The following is a 17,507-nucleotide window of genomic DNA, read 5'->3' on the forward strand; positions in this document are numbered from 1 at the left end:
TGCGAAGGCGTGGGCCGACGCATCACCCATGATGCCGTGGTCGGCAAGGGCTGGGTGGTCAAGGGCTTGAAGTGCCGGACCTGCAAGGGTCACGGCACCTTGCCGACCCGATGACCGGCCCTGTCCGCTGCCTGGTCGCGCGCTGGATCGCCCAGGCCGATGAGGCCCTGTGCGCCCGAGACGACCGGATCGCCGAGCGGCTGGGCTGGCAGATCACCCGTACCGGGTTCGGCGTCCGCCGCTACCGCGACCCCCGATTCGACTCCCCCCTACACCGCGCCGCTCCCACCGATTCCCGCACCGATTCCCGCACCGCTCAAGGAGAGCAGCAATGGCAAAGCCCGTGAAGTACCGCACCGCAGGCGGCCAGATCGTGAAATGGACGCCCCGCTCCTCCCGCGACAAGTACGGCTCGTGGACCTGCGAGGGCTGCGGAGACACCAGCGCCGGTTTCCGCGACGCCGCCGATAATCACGCTCTGAACTGCCGCGCCCTCTGACCTCGGTCAGCGCCAGTGATTTATGCCGGGGCGGCTCGTATCCGCCAAGACCCGAAGCCGCCCCGGCCCCCTCTCCCACCGTGTAAGTAGTCAAGGAGTTCCCGCCATCATGGCAAACCTCGCCCCCCTCGACACCACACCCCCGCCCACCCCCGGCCGTCGCGTGCCGTCGCGGCACACGGTGAGTGTCGAGCAGGTCGGCGCGCAGCTGCGCCGACAGACCCCCATCACCGGCAGCCCCGCGTGGGCGGTGGTGGAACGCTATGAGGGCCGCATGGTCAAGGTGTGCGCGACCGGCTCGGCCCTGCCCGCCCTGACCGGCTCGGCGCGCTCGTTCGCCGCCGCCTACGGCGCGACCTTCATCGGGCTGCGCCTGCAGACCTTCTCCATCGAGCCCACCCACCCCGCCCGCGGGGTGTTCGGCGAGAACGCCGAATGCGTGTATGACCCTGAGCTGCACACCGGCCCCACCACCCCGGAAACCGGCCCGGAGCAGCTGGCGCGGGAGATGGTGGCGCGGGAGGTCTGCGCGCCGTGCCCGTTCAAGGCGGTGTGCCTGGCCTACGCGCTGGCCGCCCTGCCCGCCTCGGGCGTGTGGGCTGCTCTGACCGCCCCGGAACTCGGCCAGCTGGCCGACACCGCCGCCCCCGCCCTCGCCACCGTTCCCGTCCCGGTGCTGATCGCGGAGGTGGCGTGATGGACGACGGCAAGTGCCCCGAGTGCCCGTGCTGCTGGGACGAGGAGTGTCACAGCGGCTACGACTCCGGCTGCCCCACCAACGGCCTGGGTGAGTTCATCTGCCCGTGTACCGAAAGCGATGTGATCTGAGATGGGCCGCTACCAGTGCCCGCTGTGCTCGGGCCTCCACCGCAGCGAGGACTTGGCGCGCTGCCCGCTGCACACCTTCGGTTATGACCCGGCTTGCGAGAGCTGCCGGGACGCCGTCGATTTGATCCCGTGCGGGGGTGGCCGGTGATGGGCCGCTTCCAGTGCATCGACTGCGAGCACGAGCACCACGCCGCTACCACGTGCCCGCGCTGCCGTACGCAGTGTGGGCAGGTGGAGCTGTGCCGCTCCCACGGCGCCCGGCACGTCTCCCGGTGTGGCACCTGCCGCGCCCTGGCCCGCTCCCACTCCGGTTTCTAACCCCTCAGGTGGACCTCATGACCAGCAATCTCGCGACCTTCGCCGCGGTGTTCGCGGCCTTGTTCGCCGCGCACTCGGTGGGGGATCACTGGGTGCAGACCCACGGCCAGGCGTGCACCAAGGGGGCGCCCACCGCCGCCGGACGGCTGGCCTGCCTGCGGCACGTGGTCACCCTCACCGCGACCAAGAGTGCCGCGCTGGCCGCGCTCGCCCTGGTGACCGGCCTGACGCTGCACCCGATTGCCGTCCTTGCCGGGCTGGGGGTGGATGCCCTCTCGCACTACTGGGCTGATCGGCGCGTCACCCTCGCCCGCCTGGCCGAGCGCTTCGGCAAGGGCGACTTCTACCGGATGGGCGCCCCGCGCCCTGGCACCGCCGACGCCCCGCACCTGGGCACCGGCGCCTACGCCCTCGACCAGTCCTGGCACATCGGCTTCCTGTTCATCGCCGCCCTCATCATCGCCGCCTGAAAGGCAGGTGAGACCCATGCCCGTCTACAACCACCACGGCCCGGTCAAGATCACCAAGAACGGCCGGATCATCATCGACGGCCAGCAGGTCGGCATCACCGCCCTCCCCTTCACCATCACCGACAGGACCGACGACGACACCGAGGAGGAGCAGTGAGCCGTATCCGCGCCGCCTTCTGGGACCCGGCCGGTACCCGGTACAGCATCCCCACCTACCCCTGGCGGATGTCGCCGCCGCACCTGCTGACCCGCCGCCAGCTAACGGCCGAAGGGCTGCGACCCGGCGGGCAGGGCGTGCAGGCACAGGTGTTGTGGCGCTCGAAGCGCCACGGCGCCCCCGGCATCCGCGCCGCCTACCTCTACGACGTGCGATTCGCGCTGCCCAAGCGCACCGCCACCCCCGCCCAGCTCGAAGCGCTGGCCAAGGCCAACGCCGCCCGCCGCACCTGCCCCGACTGCGGCCAGGACGCCGGTTACGTGCTGCCCCGTCACCTGGGCACCTGCCTGGACTGCGCCGACGCTGCCGACGCTATGGAGGCCGCGGCATGAGCGCCGTCTACGACTACGACATCGAACTCACCTTCCCCGAAGACCTGCACCCCATCTACGACACCCCGCGGCGCATATCGGCATCCGGCCGCGTCGAGGTGGCCCGCCCCGGCCCGGTGGAAGCCCTGAGCGCGTACCTGATTTACCACCTCACCGCCGACCGCATCGGCCAGCGGATCGAGATCACCCACTGCCGGATCACCCACCGGAAGGACATGCCGTGACCGGCCGGAAAATCCAGCGGGTTCTCGGCGCGAACGGGCGAACCGTCCTGTTCTGCGGCACCCTCGCCGAGGCCGACGCCTACGTGCGGATGCTGGCCACCCACCCCGACCTCGACACCTGCGACGAGCAGGAGGACCCGTGAGCATCACGATCCCCACCCCCGACCCGACCCCGGAACCGACCCCCGGCGACGTCTCACGCGGCCTGGCCGACCTGGAACGCCTCGCCAACCAGGCCCCCACCCGCCCCGACACCCCGAACACCTCCAACGCCTCGGTGGCGCGGCTGGTCGAGCCCACCGGGGAAACCAAACGCGTAATCCGGCTGCGCGCCGAGGTCGCCGAGGCCAACCAGCTCGCCCTCTTGCAGGACGACGCCGCGCCGCTGCTGGTGGACACCGCCAAGGTACGCAAACGCCGCAAGCAGGCACACGAAGCAGCCCGGCTGCATGAGCTGGGCCAGGATCCGGCGATGCGTGCCTGGCAGGCCGCCCGGATGCGCCGCATGCTGGTGGCCGCGGCTATGGTGTCGCTCACATTGGCGCTGGCGTGGTCGACGGCCGGTGTGCAGACCTTCGCCGCTGACGGCGCCCCGGCCTGGTCGCCCTCGTGGGTGTTCGCCTGGCTGGTCGAGCCGTTCATGTCCCTGGCCCTGCTCGTGGTCGTCGGCGCCCGCGCCTACCTCGCCACCCGCGGACAGCCCATCGAGTCACCGACCCTGGTCCGGATCGAGTGGCTGTTCCTGGCCCTGACGCTCGGCATGAACGCCTGGCCCTACCTGCCCTGGTCCCTTCCCGTAGGGGAGATGTTCTCCTTCTCCCGGCTGGTCCTGCACATCCTCGGGCCGGTGGTCGCGGTCGCCATCGTCACCGCGCTGCCGATCATCCTGGCCGCCTTCACCCGCCTGAACCACGGCGGCCCTACCAGTGCCCCTACTGGCCCTACGTACAGGGCGAACACCACCCCTCTGGGGGAGGACATCACGGCTTTGGCCGACCGGGTGCGCCTGCTCATTGACGGTGGAGAACTGCCCCCTGCCCCCAGCGCGACCCGGATTCAGCGCACCCTGCGGTGCGGCATGGACACCGCCCGCGCGGTGCGTGACGCACTGGCTGAAGGAGAGGCCCGATGACCAAGAAGATCCCGCCAACCCACCCCGTCACCGCCAGAAGCATCTGGCGCGACCGCCGCGACCTCTTCGGCACGCGCACGCTGCGAGTGGAACGCATCGAGGGCAACCGCGCCGTCTGCACCACGCTGACCAACTCCTACGAGGTACAGCGGGAACTCACCCTGGCCGCCAAACGCCCCGAGGGCAGCCCACTCAGCAACACCCGCGACATGCGCGGCTCCACCACGCGCATTCTGCTGGACCGGTTCCGCCCTACCGCCAGCGGTTTCGACTTCGTCACCGCCGAGTCCCTCGACCGCACGTCGTCCCCGATCCGTCCCGTACGGGGCACGGCCCCCACTCCGCCAAGAACAGTGGCCGCGCCCCGCAACCCCGCCCGCTCGAACACGTACGAGGTGACCTCATCATGACCGACATCCCGGCCACCACCAACAGCCACCACCCCCCGATGCCCCCGGACCTGGCCCCGCTGCCCGAGCAGCCGACCGGCCAGACACTGCCCCCGACCGTCCTCAGCTACCCCGCTTGGGGCGTCGAATCGATGACCGGACCGGCCGCCGACCGCGCCGCGTCCGAGACCTCCTATGAGATCACCCTCGACGAGGAGCCGTCCGCCCCCGCCGCGCCGACGCCGGTGGACCTGCCCGGCGATGGCATCGTGCCCGGAAGCGTGCCGACCGAGGGGCGTCGGCCGATCATCCCGACCGGCCTGCACCGCGGTAACCGGTCGGCCAGCGCGCAGGCCGCCGCGCACCGCGCCGGGTACGTGGCCGCCTTCCACACCGTGCGCCTGCCCTGGTACGGGGTCCAAGCCGTGCGGTGGTCGGTGGTCGGCATGGTCCGGCTGATCAGCCGTCAGTTGCGCTGGTGGTGGGTCAGCGAGCAGTACACCTTGCAGCAGCAGGCCGCCACCGACAACGATGCCGCGATGTGGCTCAAGCTGCACCGCGAGGGCAAGTCCACCCGCCGCTGGCGCGGCATCATCCTCGCCCTCCAGGTCATCGCGCTAACCATCGCCGCCCTGATCGTGGCAGGGCTGCCGCTGTGGGTGCAGCTGCTCACCATCGCCGCCCTGATCCCGCTGCTCGCCCACCGCGGACACCCCGCCGGGCAGCCGATCATCGCCCCAGCGGTGGTGACCCGCCGCTACCGCAAACTCAACGCCGATGTGGTGCTGCGCGCCTACTACGCCGCCGGGCTCGGCCACCCCGACCGCGCCGATCAGCAGATCGAGTTCGGCGCGCAGATGGCCCGCGACGGCAACGGCTCCAAGGTCCTGATCAACCTGCCCTACGGCCGGACCTTCGCCGAAGCCGTCAAAGCCCGCGAAAAGATCGCCTCCGGCCTGGACGTCTCCATCGCACAGGTGACCCTGAGCCGGGATCCGGCCAGCAACCGCAGCCACTGGCTGTGGGTGGCCGACGCCGACCCGCTCGCCGCTCCCGCGGGCCGAACCCCGCTGCTGGCATGCAAGGAAACCGACATCTGGCAGCCCGCGCCGCTCGGTATCGACGAGCGTGGACGGCAGGTCTGTCTGCTCATGCTGTGGGTGTCCATCCTGGTCGGCGCCCAGCCCCGGCGCGGTAAGTCCTTCACCGCCCGGCTGCTGGCCCTGTACGCCGCCCTCGACCCCTACGTGCGCCTGGATGTGTTCGACGGCAAGGGCTCACCGGACTGGCGCAAGTTCGCGCTGGTGGCGCATTCGTGCTCGTTCGGGTTCGCGATGACCCGCGACGGCGACCCGCTGGAGATCTTCGTGCAGATGCTCCGCGACCTCAAAACCGACGTCCAGCACCGCTACCAGAAGCTGAGCGAACTGCCGGTGGAGGTCTGCCCCGAGGGCAAGCTGACCCGCGACATCGCCCGCGACCCGAAGTACGGGATGCCGGTGCGGCTGGTGGTCATCGACGAGTGCCAGGAGTACTTCGACACCGGCGACAAGGAGTTGAACAAGGAGATTTCCAACCTGCTGGTCTACCTGGTCAAGGTCGCCCCGGCCGCCGGGGTGATCGTGCTGGACGCCACCCAAAAGCCCGGCGGGGTTGGCACTGGTGACGTCGCGACCGCCTTCACCAGCTTCCGCGACAACCACCAGGTGCGCTTCGCGCTGCGCACCGGCTCCTACACCGTCTCGGACATGGTGCTGGGCGCGGGCAGCTACGCCGAAGGCTTCGACTCCTCCGTGCTGCTCCCCAGCTACAAGGGGGTTGGCATCTTGCGCGGCGCCTCTGATGAGACGCCCACCGTGCGCTGCCACCTGGCCGATGCCGAGGACGCCGAGAAGATCCTGACCGCCGCCCGCGCCCTGCGTCAGCGGGCCGGAACCCTGTCCGGGCATGCCGCCGGACAGACCATGCTCCGCGAAACCCGCGACGTCCTCGCCGACGCTGCGAGCGTCTTCCAGTCCGGGGAAACCGGCATGGACTGGGCGCAGATGGCCGCCCGGCTGGCCGAGCGGATCCCTGAGCACTACACCGACCTGACCGCAGAGACCATTTCCGCGCAGCTGCGCGCCCTCGGGGTGGCCAGCGTCAACATCAAGCGCGACGGCCAGGTCCTCAAGGGCGCCAAGCATGCCGCCATCACCGCCGCCCTGGCTCAGCGCCAAACCCCCGCCGCCTAACCACGGCGAACCCGCGGCACGCCCCGCCCCTGCGCCGCGCGGGAACTCTGCCGACCGATCGGCAACCGGCCTGCAAACGGTCGGCAGAACTCCCGCCCCGCCCCTCTTCGCCCCGGCCCGGTGCGGTCAGCAGGTAGCGCGAGCCCGGCTACCGGTAGCGGGCAGGCTACCGCTCCCGCTACCCCCCACATGCGCTCTGATCAGCCCGGATACCCGCAGGTAGCGGGTAGCGGGCACCCCCTCCCACGCCCTGAACGCCCTCCGGAGGCCCTGCCGTGCCCTTCCTGGCCGCTACCGCTACCCACCCCGCCGCTACCCCCCTCGCCTCCCATGCCGCGCTGATCGGCTGGCTGATTCTCGCCGCCCTGGCATGGTCCGCCTTCTACCTTCTGCGCTGCCTACTGGCCCCGTTCGGCCCCTGCAGCCGCTGCGACGGCGAAGGCAAACACGCCCCGCGCCTCGGTTCCAAGCGCCGCTATTGCCGCCGCTGCGACGGCACCGGTCTCCAGCTACGCACCGGCCGCCGCGCCTGGAACTACAGCCGACGCCTCTACCGCGACATCACCCACTAACCCCCCTCGCCGCTTCCGAATCGGAGACCCGCCGCCATGACCACCCCGACCGCCATCACCCGCCGCACTACCCCTGTCCTGCTGGCCCTCGCCGCGGCTTTCACCCTCACCGCATGCCTGCCCGCCAAATCCGCGTGCGCCGCCGTCACGGTGGCGGTTACCCCGCCCGAGCCGATCGAGGACGGCAGCTACCGCGACGGCAGCGAGCAGGAGCCCGAGCAGGGCGAGCACCAAAACGAGGACGACGCGAGCAGCTGCTGACCCCGAACCGATCCACTGCCTCACTCACCGACAGGAGATCCCGTCATGTCCACCCCGGACACCATCACCGGCCGCCCGGCCTTCACCACCACCATCTGCTTCCTGGCCCGCTGCTGCGACTGCCGCAGCGAGTACGACCATGACAGCGAAAACCACTTCTCCGCCCTCACCGTCGCCCGCGCCACGATCGAGGAATGCGGGTGGAGCCGCGCCCGCGACATCGAGCCCGCCCCCGCCCCCGGATGCGACGACGTCCCGGCCAAGGCCGAGCGGTGGCGCTGCGAGTCCTGCGCAGCCAAACGCGACTGCGCAGCCACCGGACACCAGCCCCGCACCACGGAGGGCTGGACCGACCCGAGCACCGGCACCCGGCACCAGCCCCAGCAGGTCTGCGCGCGCTGCACCACCCTGCTGGGCAAGTGGGTACAGCCCCTGCCCCCGCCCCACGGCTACCCCACCCCGCACCACGACGCCAGGACGTTGCGCTGGGATGCCACCGCCCTGCCCGAGGGCGCCGACCTCGCTCAGGCCACCGCCCAGCTGATCAGCCAGGCCAACGCAATCGGCCAGCTGAACCGGTGGGACGCCTACCTCACCGCCCACCCCGACGCCCACACCCCCGCTGGAATCGCCTACCTGCTCGACCTGCCCGGCGGGATCGCCGCCGCCGACCAGTTGATCAGCCTGGCCACCGCGCTGCGCGACCGCTTGACCGACGCCACCGTGCCCGCCACCACCACCCACCTGGTCACCACGAACACCGACCACTGAAAGGACACCCGTCATGACCACTACACCCGATGACCGGATGATCGCCGTTGCAACCCGGCGAGGTACCCGCCCCCACAACTGCGACGCCACCCGGATCTGGGCCACCGACGACCGGACCATCGCCGTGGTCGTGGACGGCATCGGCAACTCACCCGAGATCGCCGCGAACTCACAGCTGCTGGCCGATGTCGCCGCCCGAGTCGCCGCCCACCGGGGCGGCATGGCCGGACTGCTCGCCGCCAGCGACCTGCTCAACGCCCCGGCCATCGACGGCGATGACCCGGACGCGGTCGCAGTCCTCGCGGCCCTCTACGACGACGTCACGATGATCCACTGGATCGGGGACTGCCGGGCGTACGGCTGGAGCGACACCGAGCTGCGCCAGTTCACCACCGACCACACCGTGGGCGAGCAGCTGCGCCAAAACGGTGTCCCCGTCGAGCTGGCTGCGGAGCACGACAACTGGGTCAGAACCACAGTGAGTCGTGCGGTGATGGCGGCGATCTACCAGGTGGAGATCCCCGCCGACCAGCTGGTCTTGCTGGTCTCCGATGGCGTCCCGGACGGGGTGCCCTACGACGAACTGGTGGCGCTGGTGCGCGCGCACCAGCACGAGCCGCAGGCCCTCGCGGACGCCATCGTGGCCGCCGCCCGTGCCGATGAAGGCGGGTACCGGGACGACGCGACCGTGGTGATCCTGGCCCGCTCGACAGCGTAGGACCGCACACCAACCCCGCGAGCACGCCCGGCATGGCCAAACCACCAAGTCAACCCACGCCGGGCGTGCCCGCTCACCTCACCGATCACCGACCCGAAGGCCAGAGAAAGAGGCCCATCCATCATGACCCGCCCCATCACCGATGCGAAACTCCCACCCGACGTCGCCACGCCCGGTCTCTACCCGCTGCGCCCGGTGAAGCCGACGACCGCCGAGCAGATGCTGACCTACCAGGGCAAGCGCTACCGGCTGCATGAGGGCCGCATCCTGCTCAACTGGCACACCCCGCCCCGGCCCGTCCGCCACCACCGCACCGGCTGCGTCCTGTGCTGCTTGATCCGCGTCACCACCGGCCCCGGCTCGCCGCCCCGCCACCCCAAGAACTGCACCAACTGCATGACCTGGACCGGTCCGCGCCCCGACCCCTGCTGGTCGTGCGGCAAGACCGCGCACTACCTCGATGATGACGACCGCCCCACCCACAAGACCTGTCTGGAGATCGCCATCACCGCCGCCCTGCTCACCCAGAGCGGTCCGGCCACGATCGAGGGGCACGCCGCATGAACACCCCCGATGACCAAGCCGTGCGCCGCATCCTGCTTACCGGCTCGCGCACCTGGACCGACACCGCCACCATCCGCGCCGCGCTGGCCGAACAGTGGGGCGACGGCACCGCCGTCCTGGTCTCCGGCGCCTGCCCGCGCGGCGCCGACGCCATCGCCGAAACCCTCTGGGCCGAGCAGGGCGGACGCGTCGAGCGCCACCCCGCTGACTGGGATACCCGCGGCAAGCGCGCCGGGCTGCTGCGCAACGCCGACATGGTCGCTCTCGGCGCCGATGTCTGCCTGGCCTTCATCCGCGACAACAGTCCCGGCGCCACCCACGCCGCCGCCCTGGCCGAACGCGCCAGCATTCCCGTTCACCGCTACCCGCACCCGGAAGGCCCCGCCATGGCCACCGCCGCGCCGAGCGCTGGTCGGCTGCGCTACGCGCTGGCCGCTGCTGCCCGCGGCTGGTACGTCTTTCCCGTCTCCATCGGTGACAAGCCCCCGCTCAAGGGCTTCACCGACTGGGAGACCAACGCCACCACCGACCCCGGCCTGATCCGGCGCTGCTGGTCGCGCGCTCCCTACAACATCGGCATCGCCTGCGGACCCTCCAACCTGGTCGTGATCGACCTCGACACCCGAAAGGACGGGCAGAGCCCGCCGCCTTCCTGGGACCTGCCGGGCGTCAACGAGGGCGCCGACGTGCTCGCCGTACTGTGCGAGCGCGCCGGGCAATCCCTGCCGTTCGAGACCTTCACCGTTCGCACCCGCCGCGGGGGCATGCACCTGTACTTCACCGCCCCGGACGGGGTGGAGCTGCGCAACACCGAAGGTGCCTGGGGCGGACTGGGATGGCTGATCGACACCCGCGCGAACGGCGGCTACGTCCTGGGACCCGGCAGCTACGTAGACCTGCCGGACGGCACCGGCACCTACGAGGTACTGCACAACACGACCCCGGCCCCGCTGCCCCCCTGGTTGTTTCAGCAGCTTGTCCCCCCGCCCCGGCCCACGCCGCAACCGGCACACCTGGCCCTGCCCGCCACCCGACATGGCGCCTACTTGCACGCGGCCATTACCCGTGAGCTGGACCGCGTCGCCTCCGCCCCGCACGGCCAGCGCAACGGCTCGCTCTACCTGGCCGCCGTTGCCCTGGGTCAACTCGTTGCCGGGGGCGCGCTCGCCGAGATCGAGGTGATAACCCTGCTGGAACAACAGGGGGGCGATGCCGGGCTGAGCCCCGCCGAGACCATCCACACCATCGCCTCCGGTCTCAAAGCCGGTGCCAAGCGTCCCCGGAAACTCGCCGCGTGACCACCTCGCCTCACCACCTCGGAGCTGAGTCCATGTCCGAACCCGTTAGCCACGGTGCGATGTTGCTGGACGCGCTGCTGGCCGCCCTGACCCGCTACGTCATCCTGCCCACTCCCGAAGCCGCGGACGCGGTGGTGTTGTGGATCTCTGCCAGCCACGCCCAACCCGCGTGGGCGCACGCCCCGCGGCTGGTGATCCGCGCCCCGGAAAAGCGGTGCGGCAAGTCCCGGCTGCTGGACGTGGTCGAGGCGTGCTGTCATGACCCGTTCATCACCGTCAACTCCTCATCCGCTGCGGTCTACCGCTCGATCAGCGAGGACCCGCCCACGATGTTGGTCGATGAGGCCGACACAATCTTTGGGCCGAAGGCAGACGGGAACGAGGACCTGCGCGGGCTGCTGAACGCCGGACACCAGCGCAACCGCCCGGCCAAGCGCTACGACGCCAACACCGGCCGCGTCGAGTCCATCCCGACCTTCGCCATGGCCGCCCTCGCCGGAATCGGCGCCATGCCCGACACCATCGAAGACCGCGCCGTCGTCGTCCGCATGCGCCGACGCGCCCCCGGCGAAAGCGTCGCCCCCTACCGCCACCGCCGGGACCGTCCCCTGCTGCGCCAGCTGGCCGAAGACCTCTCCGCGTGGCTGCGCGCCGACCTGCCCACCCTGGAGCAGGCCGAACCGGCGATGCCGGTAGAAGACCGCGCCGCCGACACCTGGGAACCACTGGTCGCCGTCGCCGACTACGCCGGGGGCCACTGGCCCGAGCGCGCCCGCGCCGCGGTGCTCGCTCTCACCGCCGAGGCCGACGACAACGGCGAGACCTCGACCCGGGTCAGGCTGCTGGCCGACTGCCGCACCGCGTTCGGCACCGACCCTGCCCTGCCCACCGCGACCCTGCTGGAGCGGCTCAAGAGCGACACTGAAGCGCCGTGGGCCGACTATGGCCCGGCCGGTCTGAGCGCGATGAAGCTGGGCGTGATCCTGCGGGAGTACGAGATCCGCTCGGCCAACATCCGCTTCCTCGACGGCACCCAGGCCAAGGGCTACCAGCGCGCCGACTTCCTCGACGCCTGGGCGCGCTACTGCCCCCTGCCACACCCGCCCGACACCCCGCAGGACAGCGAGATCCCCCTGTTCGAGGGGGGTAGCCGTCCCAGCCGTCCCAGCCTCGTCATCGCAGGTCAACGCGGGACGGCTTCCATCCGTGGGACGGCTTAGCCGTCCCAGCAAAACAAGCCGTCCCAGCCTGACCAGCACAAATGAGGCTGGGACGGCTGGGACGGCTCCCCCCTCCCAACTGCTCCGACCTGCCGCGGACCTGCCAGGAGACACCCATGCCCAAGGGCGAAAAGCTCACCATCGCCGACATCTGCGAAGACCTCGACATCAGCCGATCCACCTTCTACGACTGGCGCCAGAAAGGCCGCGCCCCCAAGTGCATGAAGCTTCCCAACGGAGACCTCCGTGTCCGCCGTGCTGACTATGACCGCTGGCTGACCAGCCTGGAGGGCGCCGCCTGATGAAAAACACGACCTACAACGTTCGCGTCTACAAGACCGAGACCCGCAAGAACAAGGACGGCAAGGTGACGTCCTACCGAGTGTTGTGGCAGACCGCAGGGAAGCCCTGGAAGAAGCCATTTCCGAAGGAAGCTCAGGCGGACACCTACCGAAGCGCCCTGATCACCGCCGCACGCAGCGGTGAGGCATTCAGCCTCATCACCGGTGAACCCGTCTCGTGGAACCGCGCCGAACGGCCGGACATGAGTTGGTACGACTTCGCCACCGCCTACGTGGACATGAAGTGGAAGCGCGCTTCTGCCGGATACAGGCGTGACATCGCGCGAGCCCTCACAGCGGCATCCCCAGCCATGCTCACCGCCGACCGTGACAAACCGTCCGATAAGGAGATCCGAAAGGCGCTCATACGCTGGGCCTTCAACACCAAGGACAGAGACAGCAGTTCGACCGAGGACTCCGTTCTCGAATGGTTGAAGCGAAGCACCTGCATGGTTTCGACGCTTGAAGATGCCGCGACCATGCGCAAGGTTCTGGATATCGCAACGTCCAAACTCGACGGCAAGGCTGTCGCGGCGAGCACTGCGCGCCGGAACCGGGCAATTCTCTTCAACGCCCTGGACTACGCGGTTGAACTGAAGTTGCTCACCGCGAACCCGATACGGGGACTGAAGTGGCAAGCTCCGAAGAGTTCACACGAGGTCAACCGTGACTGCGTCGTCAACCCTGCCCAGGCCCGGAAGCTCTTGACCGCCGTGGCAGCACAGCAACGGAGCGGCCCGAGATTGGTGGCCTTCTTCGCGGTTCTCTACTTCGCTGGCCTACGGCCCGAGGAGGCGATGGACCTCCGTGCGGCGAACGTGATCCTGCCCGCTCTGGAATGGAACGAGGAAATGGAGGAGTGGGAGGAGTCGCCGGACGCGTGGGGAGAGCTGCGGTTCCGTACGGCAGCGCCCGATGTAGGCAAAGAATGGACCGATGGGGGCACTCAGCGGGAAGAACGCCAGCTTAAACATCGCGCTAAAGGCGATAGCCGTACCGTTCCCTGCACGCCAGAACTGGTTAAGTTCCTCCGTTCTCATTTGGCCGCTTTCCCGCCTGGCGAGAGTGGCCACCTGTTCACCGGCGTCAACGGCGGCAGCCTCCCAACTATTACCTACCGGCGCGCGTGGGACAAGGCCCGCGCCAGAGTACTAACTGAAGCTGAATACGCCACCCCGCTCGGAAAGCGTATTTATGACCTTCGACATGCCTGCCTATCCACCTGGCTCAATGCTGGAGTGCCTCCTACCCAAGTTGCCATGTGGGCAGGACACAGCGTAGATGTACTACTGAAGATCTACGCCAAATGTCTCGCCGGTCAGGACGAACTCTCCAAGCAGCGCATCGCTACAGCCCTGAGTAACTGATTCTCCACTAACGGCTAATTCGTCGATCCAGCCTCTACCTACAGCGGAAGCAGGATCAGCCATCTCCCCACCTGCAGCCATAATCCCAATATGCGAGACCATCCCTCGACCGACGGATTCCCAAAGCACTAACCAGCCCAAAAAAGAAGTACAACAAACAATAGGGTTGGCAATACGGCAAAAGAGATAGGGACAACAACTGCGCGCAAGGTAACTCCATCCTTACGAGCCGCATCCCTTAAGAGGATATGCCACTCTAACATTGGAGAAATGACAATGACAATTAAGGCTGACAGAATGGCGGTTTGAGCTAACAGCCACGTCCACTGCGGAGAACCATGTTGCGACCTTGCCGCAAAAATACTCGCCATCTCCGCAACGCCCAATTGAAGGAGAGTGATGCCCTGATAGACCGTCCACCCGGTATAAGTCCGAGTCACCCCACGGCTAATTTCTTGACCCTGCCTACTTGCGCGATCAACCTCTTCGCCCATGGCTCGAACTTTTTCCATCCGAACCGCGGCTTCGGCAACCTCATCGACATCGCCGTTCTTCTTAGCAGAGTCGAGCGCATCTGATGCAGATTCAGCTATACGAGAATGACTTTCACTTAATCGGCTAGCACTACTTTTGACATCACTAGAGCGACGGATAGCTTGTCGTAATGACTGACTGATCTGAAGAATTAGAGCAAGCAACACGACAGGAATGACTTGCGCTAACAAAGCTCCAAGCTCTTTTGTCATCGAGTTATTATGACGCATCGAGATGCCTACGTCAGCAGATCGGCTACGCTTCCGCCTCTGGGCAAGCATGCGGACTCGCACATTCCCGATCTTCGCCCGCTGTCGATCCACCCCGAAGGGCAGCAAATCGAGAACAGAAGGGCAAGCTCAACTTCGCATGTATCTACTCTCGGTGACCTTCCTCACCCGCTAGTTGCCCTACGTGCACAGACGGGCTTACCTCAGAGGCGCTGGTCTGCTGAGCTTGCCTGGGTCGATCGCAGGCAGAAAGAACGTGGCCATTTCAGCCACCTGCAGCCTCAGCCCGTGAAACGGCGATCACCCTAGAGCCAGAACGCGTCTTTGCCGGAGGCATCAAGGCCCCCGCCCGCTACAGCCAATGACTCCATCCTGTGGCTCCACTCCCCTCCTCCTCACCCTGCTCTCGCTTCAGCGTCTGCCGTATGCCCTCATGGCCAATGATCTTCACCAACTCTGGGAAGGCATTGGGAACGATCAACCGCAAACACCCATCGACAACCGTAGACGGCCGGACATGACAAAAGCGCCCCCGGCCACGAACACGCAGGTCGGGGACGCTCTTCAGGTGGCCATGAGGGGTAGGGCGGGCGGGACTCGAACCCGCGACCCAGGGATTATGAGTCCCCTGCTCTAACCGGCTGAGCTACCGCCCCTCGCGCACGCCGTACGCGGCATTCAACCAAACGTAGGCGCTGTTCGCACACCTGCCGGGCGGGACGGGTTCAAGATGTGACCTTCGGCGGAACCGGGCGCGGGACCGGGCTTCGGGGGGAGTCGCTACCCTACCGGTGGACCTTGTTGAGGAGTGTTGGATCATGCGCGTTGTTGGAGCTTTCAGGGACTCGTACGGTGCGGAGCCTGCCGGGGTGTGGCACGCTCCGGGGCGGGTCAACCTGATCGGGGAGCATACCGACTACAACGACGGATTCGTCCTGCCGTTCGCCCTGCCGTGGGGGGTCACCGCCGCAGTGTCGCCGCGCGAGGACGGGGTGATCAGGCTGCGGTCGCTGCAGGCGGGTGAGCCGGTGACGCTGACGACGCTCGACGAGGCCGAGGGCTGGGCCCGTTACGTGGCCGGAGTGTTCTGGGCCCTCCGCGAAGCGGAGCGGAAGGAGGGCGGGGAAGAGGGCCGGGGAGAGAGACAGGTACAGGGCCGGGGGCGCCCGGTCGGCGGGGCGGATGTGGTGATCGACGGGGACGTGCCGCAGGGGGCGGGGCTGTCGTCGAGCGCGGCACTGGAGGTGGTCGTCGGTACGGCGCTGAACGAGTTGTACGGGCTCGGCCTGACCAAGATGGAGATCGCCCTCGCCGCTCAGAAGGCTGAGAACGACTTCGTGGGCATGCCGTGCGGGATCATGGACCAGGCGGCCTCCGCGCTCGGCGAGGAGGGGAAGGCGCTGTTCCTCGACTGCCGGAGCCTCGGGAGCAGGAACATCCCGTTCGACCTGGCGAGTCACGGCATGCAGCTGCTGATCATCAACACCGGGGTGCACCACGAGCTCGCCGACGGGCAGTACGCCCGCCGCCGCGAGGACTGCGAGAACGCCGCCAGGCGCCTGGGGGTCGACGCGCTGCGCGACGTCACGGACCTGGCGGGCGCCCTCGCGAAGCTGAGCGGCGACGAGCGCAAACGCACCCAGCACGTGGTGACGGAGAACCACCGGGTCGAGGCGGTGATCGGGCTGCTGCGGGCCGGAGCAGTACGGGAGATCGGGGCGTTGCTGAACGCCTCCCACCTGTCGCTGCGCGACCAGTTCGAGGTGTCCTGCGCCGAGCTGGACGTGGCCGTCGAGTCGGCGATCAGGGGCGGGGCGCGAGGGGCACGGATGACCGGAGGCGGATTCGGCGGGTCGGCGATCGCGCTGGTCGCCGACGACCGGGTGGAGTCCGTACGGGAGTCGGTGGCCGGAGCCTACGCCGAGCGCGGCTGGGCCGCACCGGAGGTCTACCCGGCGACCCCGGCCGGGGGAGCCCGCCGACTGCTGTGAGCGGCCCGGTCCACTTTGGTAGGCCGGACCACCTGACCTACCCGGTCCGCTCCGGTAGGCCGGGTCACCTGACCCACCCGGTCCACTTCGGTGCGCCGGGTCACCTGACTCGCCCGATACGCCGGGTCACCTAGCCCACCTGGTCCGCTTCGGTACGTCGGGTCACCTGACCGATCCGGTCCGCTTCGGTACGCCGGACCACTCGCCCCGCTCGATACGCCGGGTCACCTAGCCCACCCGGTCTGCTTCGGTACGACCTGACCGACCTGGTCCCAGGCACACCGGCCACCTGTCCCGATCCTGAGATCGCCCGTCCGTCGGTCTCGGTGCCGGTTCCCAACCTGTGATTTCAGGGGCGGGGCCGCGGGGACGGTGGCGGGGGAAAGAGGGGCATCGGGTCCGGAGCCGGGTACGGGCCTGATCACGCATCCGGACTCGGGTCCGGGTCCGAGACCGCGCCCAGGTTCGACTTCGACGGCCAGTCGGGCATCAGGGGTGGGCCGTCCCGTTCCGCGGCGTGGACCATCCGGCGCAGGAGGCCGTCGAGGACCTCGCGTTCGCCGGGGTCGAGCGGGCCGAGCAGGGCCCGTTCCGAGAGGTCGCCCTGGTCCATGCGCTCCTGCCAGACGGCGCGTCCGGCGGGGGTCAGCGCGACGAGCAGGCGGCGGCGGTCTCCGGGGTCGTGCACGCGGTCGACGTACCCGGCCTGCTCCAGCCGGTCGAGCCGGTTGGTGAGCGTGGCCGGGTGGGTGTCGAGCCACCCGGCCAGCAGCGAGGGGGTCGCCCGGTAGGGCGGCCCGGCCGCGACCAGGTGGTGGAGAACCTCGAACTCCCATGCCTTGAGCCCTCCGGCGGTCATCCAGGCGTCCCGGCTCCGCTTGAGCAGCCGCACGAGCGCCTGCATGCGCGTGACGATCCCCTCGGTCTGCGGGTCGAGGTCGGACAGCTCGCGGGACCAGTGCGCGATGTGCCGGTCGATGGAGTCAGGCTCTGGCAT

24 protein-coding genes and 1 tRNA gene are annotated in these 17,507 nt (G+C 68.8%); 22 read left to right on the forward strand and 3 right to left on the reverse strand.

The features are described from left to right. Window positions 1–110: 110 nt before the first annotated feature. The 21 genes from ACW9TB_RS29180 (at window position 111) to ACW9TB_RS29280 (ending at window position 13,755) form a co-directional block, all read left to right on the forward strand. Entirely contained in the window at window positions 111–347 is a 237-nt protein-coding gene (locus ACW9TB_RS29180; RefSeq protein WP_472751281.1) for a hypothetical protein, read from the forward strand. Next, window positions 332–499 carry a hypothetical protein gene (locus tag ACW9TB_RS29185; RefSeq protein ID WP_472751282.1) on the forward strand — a complete coding sequence of 56 codons (168 nt, stop codon included), beginning with the start codon at window positions 332–334 and terminating at the stop codon, window positions 497–499. The genes ACW9TB_RS29180 and ACW9TB_RS29185 overlap by 16 nt, the downstream gene beginning before the upstream one ends. A gap of 109 nt (window positions 500–608) precedes the next feature. Beyond that, window positions 609–1,196: a WhiB family transcriptional regulator gene (locus tag ACW9TB_RS29190; RefSeq protein WP_472751283.1), complete on the forward strand. Its 588-nt coding sequence runs from the start codon at window positions 609–611 to the stop codon at window positions 1,194–1,196. After that, window positions 1,196–1,327: a hypothetical protein gene (locus ACW9TB_RS29195; protein ID WP_472751284.1), complete on the forward strand. Its 132-nt coding sequence runs from the start codon at window positions 1,196–1,198 to the stop codon at window positions 1,325–1,327. Before ACW9TB_RS29190 ends, ACW9TB_RS29195 begins: the two co-directional genes overlap by 1 nt. A gap of 335 nt (window positions 1,328–1,662) precedes the next feature. Continuing rightward, entirely contained in the window at window positions 1,663–2,115 is a 453-nt protein-coding gene (locus tag ACW9TB_RS29200; RefSeq protein ID WP_472751285.1) for a DUF3307 domain-containing protein, read from the forward strand. 16 nt (window positions 2,116–2,131) lie between these two features. Continuing rightward, window positions 2,132–2,272, forward strand: coding sequence for a hypothetical protein (locus ACW9TB_RS29205; RefSeq protein WP_472751286.1), 141 nt, complete (start codon window positions 2,132–2,134; stop codon window positions 2,270–2,272). Continuing rightward, complete coding sequence (locus ACW9TB_RS29210; RefSeq protein WP_472751287.1) at window positions 2,269–2,664, forward strand: RRQRL motif-containing zinc-binding protein; 396 nt, start codon at window positions 2,269–2,271, stop codon at window positions 2,662–2,664. The genes ACW9TB_RS29205 and ACW9TB_RS29210 overlap by 4 nt, the downstream gene beginning before the upstream one ends. Beyond that, the gene (locus ACW9TB_RS29215; RefSeq protein ID WP_472751288.1) at window positions 2,661–2,888 is read left to right on the forward strand and encodes a hypothetical protein; all 228 of its coding nucleotides are present in this window, start codon (window positions 2,661–2,663) and stop codon (window positions 2,886–2,888) included. The genes ACW9TB_RS29210 and ACW9TB_RS29215 overlap by 4 nt, the downstream gene beginning before the upstream one ends. After that, a complete protein-coding gene (locus ACW9TB_RS29220) occupies window positions 2,885–3,031 on the forward strand; it encodes a hypothetical protein (RefSeq protein WP_472751289.1) in 147 nt (48 codons plus the stop codon). The genes ACW9TB_RS29215 and ACW9TB_RS29220 overlap by 4 nt, the downstream gene beginning before the upstream one ends. Beyond that, on the forward strand, window positions 3,028–4,020 hold the full coding sequence (locus ACW9TB_RS29225; RefSeq protein WP_472751290.1) for a hypothetical protein: 993 nt from the start codon (window positions 3,028–3,030) through the stop codon (window positions 4,018–4,020). Before ACW9TB_RS29220 ends, ACW9TB_RS29225 begins: the two co-directional genes overlap by 4 nt. Then, window positions 4,017–4,430 (forward strand): hypothetical protein, encoded by a 414-nt coding sequence (locus tag ACW9TB_RS29230; RefSeq protein WP_472751291.1) that lies wholly within the window; start codon window positions 4,017–4,019, stop codon window positions 4,428–4,430. The genes ACW9TB_RS29225 and ACW9TB_RS29230 overlap by 4 nt, the downstream gene beginning before the upstream one ends. After that, window positions 4,427–6,643 carry a hypothetical protein gene (locus ACW9TB_RS29235; protein ID WP_472751292.1) on the forward strand — a complete coding sequence of 739 codons (2,217 nt, stop codon included), beginning with the start codon at window positions 4,427–4,429 and terminating at the stop codon, window positions 6,641–6,643. Before ACW9TB_RS29230 ends, ACW9TB_RS29235 begins: the two co-directional genes overlap by 4 nt. A gap of 275 nt (window positions 6,644–6,918) precedes the next feature. Next, a complete protein-coding gene (locus ACW9TB_RS29240; RefSeq protein WP_472751293.1) occupies window positions 6,919–7,215 on the forward strand; it encodes a hypothetical protein in 297 nt (98 codons plus the stop codon). Window positions 7,216–7,251: 36 nt separating this feature from the next. Then, the gene (locus tag ACW9TB_RS29245; protein ID WP_472751294.1) at window positions 7,252–7,476 is read left to right on the forward strand and encodes a hypothetical protein; all 225 of its coding nucleotides are present in this window, start codon (window positions 7,252–7,254) and stop codon (window positions 7,474–7,476) included. A 45-nt stretch (window positions 7,477–7,521) separates the two neighbouring features. Next, entirely contained in the window at window positions 7,522–8,247 is a 726-nt protein-coding gene (locus ACW9TB_RS29250; protein ID WP_472751295.1) for a hypothetical protein, read from the forward strand. A gap of 13 nt (window positions 8,248–8,260) precedes the next feature. Then, window positions 8,261–8,965: a PP2C family protein-serine/threonine phosphatase gene (locus ACW9TB_RS29255; protein WP_472751296.1), complete on the forward strand. Its 705-nt coding sequence runs from the start codon at window positions 8,261–8,263 to the stop codon at window positions 8,963–8,965. 123 nt (window positions 8,966–9,088) lie between these two features. Next, complete coding sequence (locus ACW9TB_RS29260) at window positions 9,089–9,529, forward strand: hypothetical protein (protein WP_472751297.1); 441 nt, start codon at window positions 9,089–9,091, stop codon at window positions 9,527–9,529. Then, a complete protein-coding gene (locus ACW9TB_RS29265) occupies window positions 9,526–10,827 on the forward strand; it encodes a bifunctional DNA primase/polymerase (protein WP_472751298.1) in 1,302 nt (433 codons plus the stop codon). Before ACW9TB_RS29260 ends, ACW9TB_RS29265 begins: the two co-directional genes overlap by 4 nt. A gap of 32 nt (window positions 10,828–10,859) precedes the next feature. Beyond that, the gene (locus tag ACW9TB_RS29270; RefSeq protein ID WP_472751299.1) at window positions 10,860–12,047 is read left to right on the forward strand and encodes a DUF3631 domain-containing protein; all 1,188 of its coding nucleotides are present in this window, start codon (window positions 10,860–10,862) and stop codon (window positions 12,045–12,047) included. Between the two features lie 116 nt (window positions 12,048–12,163). Next, window positions 12,164–12,349 (forward strand): helix-turn-helix transcriptional regulator, encoded by a 186-nt coding sequence (locus ACW9TB_RS29275; protein WP_472751300.1) that lies wholly within the window; start codon window positions 12,164–12,166, stop codon window positions 12,347–12,349. Next, window positions 12,349–13,755, forward strand: a complete 1,407-nt coding sequence (locus ACW9TB_RS29280; protein WP_472751301.1) for a tyrosine-type recombinase/integrase — start codon at window positions 12,349–12,351, stop codon at window positions 13,753–13,755. Before ACW9TB_RS29275 ends, ACW9TB_RS29280 begins: the two co-directional genes overlap by 1 nt. A 128-nt stretch (window positions 13,756–13,883) precedes the next feature. On the opposite strand, the gene ACW9TB_RS29285 is transcribed toward ACW9TB_RS29280, so the two are convergent. Together ACW9TB_RS29285 and ACW9TB_RS29290 are read right to left on the reverse strand one after the other, a co-directional pair. Next, window positions 13,884–14,501 carry a hypothetical protein gene (locus ACW9TB_RS29285; RefSeq protein ID WP_472751302.1) on the reverse strand — a complete coding sequence of 206 codons (618 nt, stop codon included), beginning with the start codon at window positions 14,499–14,501 and terminating at the stop codon, window positions 13,884–13,886. 600 nt (window positions 14,502–15,101) lie between these two features. Further along, window positions 15,102–15,175 (reverse strand) — tRNA-Ile (locus ACW9TB_RS29290). Window positions 15,176–15,337: 162 nt separating this feature from the next. On the opposite strand from ACW9TB_RS29290, the gene galK reads away from it, so the two are divergent. Continuing rightward, window positions 15,338–16,510, forward strand: coding sequence for a galactokinase (galK, locus tag ACW9TB_RS29295; protein WP_472751303.1), 1,173 nt, complete (start codon window positions 15,338–15,340; stop codon window positions 16,508–16,510). 421 nt (window positions 16,511–16,931) lie between these two features. On the opposite strand, the gene ACW9TB_RS29300 is transcribed toward galK, so the two are convergent. Next, window positions 16,932–17,507 carry a MarR family winged helix-turn-helix transcriptional regulator gene (locus tag ACW9TB_RS29300; RefSeq protein WP_472751304.1) on the reverse strand — a complete coding sequence of 192 codons (576 nt, stop codon included), beginning with the start codon at window positions 17,505–17,507 and terminating at the stop codon, window positions 16,932–16,934.

It is taken from the genome of Streptosporangium sp. H13245 (assembly GCF_055690525.1).

Bases quoted from the DNA above. Each gene is read 5' to 3' on its own strand.
- ACW9TB_RS29180 (WP_472751281.1), top strand. From the start codon at position 111: ATGACCGGCCCTGTCCGCTGCCTGGTCGCGCGCTGGATCGCCCAGGCC.
- ACW9TB_RS29185 (WP_472751282.1), top strand. From the start codon at position 332: ATGGCAAAGCCCGTGAAGTACCGCACCGCAGGCGGCCAGATCGTGAAA.
- ACW9TB_RS29190 (WP_472751283.1), top strand. From the start codon at position 609: ATGGCAAACCTCGCCCCCCTCGACACCACACCCCCGCCCACCCCCGGC.
- ACW9TB_RS29195 (WP_472751284.1), top strand. From the start codon at position 1,196: ATGGACGACGGCAAGTGCCCCGAGTGCCCGTGCTGCTGGGACGAGGAG.
- ACW9TB_RS29200 (WP_472751285.1), top strand. From the start codon at position 1,663: ATGACCAGCAATCTCGCGACCTTCGCCGCGGTGTTCGCGGCCTTGTTC.
- ACW9TB_RS29205 (WP_472751286.1), top strand. From the start codon at position 2,132: ATGCCCGTCTACAACCACCACGGCCCGGTCAAGATCACCAAGAACGGC.
- ACW9TB_RS29215 (WP_472751288.1), top strand. From the start codon at position 2,661: ATGAGCGCCGTCTACGACTACGACATCGAACTCACCTTCCCCGAAGAC.
- ACW9TB_RS29230 (WP_472751291.1), top strand. From the start codon at position 4,017: ATGACCAAGAAGATCCCGCCAACCCACCCCGTCACCGCCAGAAGCATC.
- ACW9TB_RS29235 (WP_472751292.1), top strand. From the start codon at position 4,427: ATGACCGACATCCCGGCCACCACCAACAGCCACCACCCCCCGATGCCC.
- ACW9TB_RS29245 (WP_472751294.1), top strand. From the start codon at position 7,252: ATGACCACCCCGACCGCCATCACCCGCCGCACTACCCCTGTCCTGCTG.
- ACW9TB_RS29250 (WP_472751295.1), top strand. From the start codon at position 7,522: ATGTCCACCCCGGACACCATCACCGGCCGCCCGGCCTTCACCACCACC.
- ACW9TB_RS29255 (WP_472751296.1), top strand. From the start codon at position 8,261: ATGACCACTACACCCGATGACCGGATGATCGCCGTTGCAACCCGGCGA.
- ACW9TB_RS29260 (WP_472751297.1), top strand. From the start codon at position 9,089: ATGACCCGCCCCATCACCGATGCGAAACTCCCACCCGACGTCGCCACG.
- ACW9TB_RS29265 (WP_472751298.1), top strand. From the start codon at position 9,526: ATGAACACCCCCGATGACCAAGCCGTGCGCCGCATCCTGCTTACCGGC.
- ACW9TB_RS29270 (WP_472751299.1), top strand. From the start codon at position 10,860: ATGTCCGAACCCGTTAGCCACGGTGCGATGTTGCTGGACGCGCTGCTG.
- ACW9TB_RS29275 (WP_472751300.1), top strand. From the start codon at position 12,164: ATGCCCAAGGGCGAAAAGCTCACCATCGCCGACATCTGCGAAGACCTC.
- ACW9TB_RS29280 (WP_472751301.1), top strand. From the start codon at position 12,349: ATGAAAAACACGACCTACAACGTTCGCGTCTACAAGACCGAGACCCGC.
- ACW9TB_RS29285 (WP_472751302.1), bottom strand. From the start codon at position 14,501: ATGACAAAAGAGCTTGGAGCTTTGTTAGCGCAAGTCATTCCTGTCGTG.
- galK (WP_472751303.1), top strand. From the start codon at position 15,338: ATGCGCGTTGTTGGAGCTTTCAGGGACTCGTACGGTGCGGAGCCTGCC.
- ACW9TB_RS29300 (WP_472751304.1), bottom strand. From the start codon at position 17,507: ATGCCAGAGCCTGACTCCATCGACCGGCACATCGCGCACTGGTCCCGC.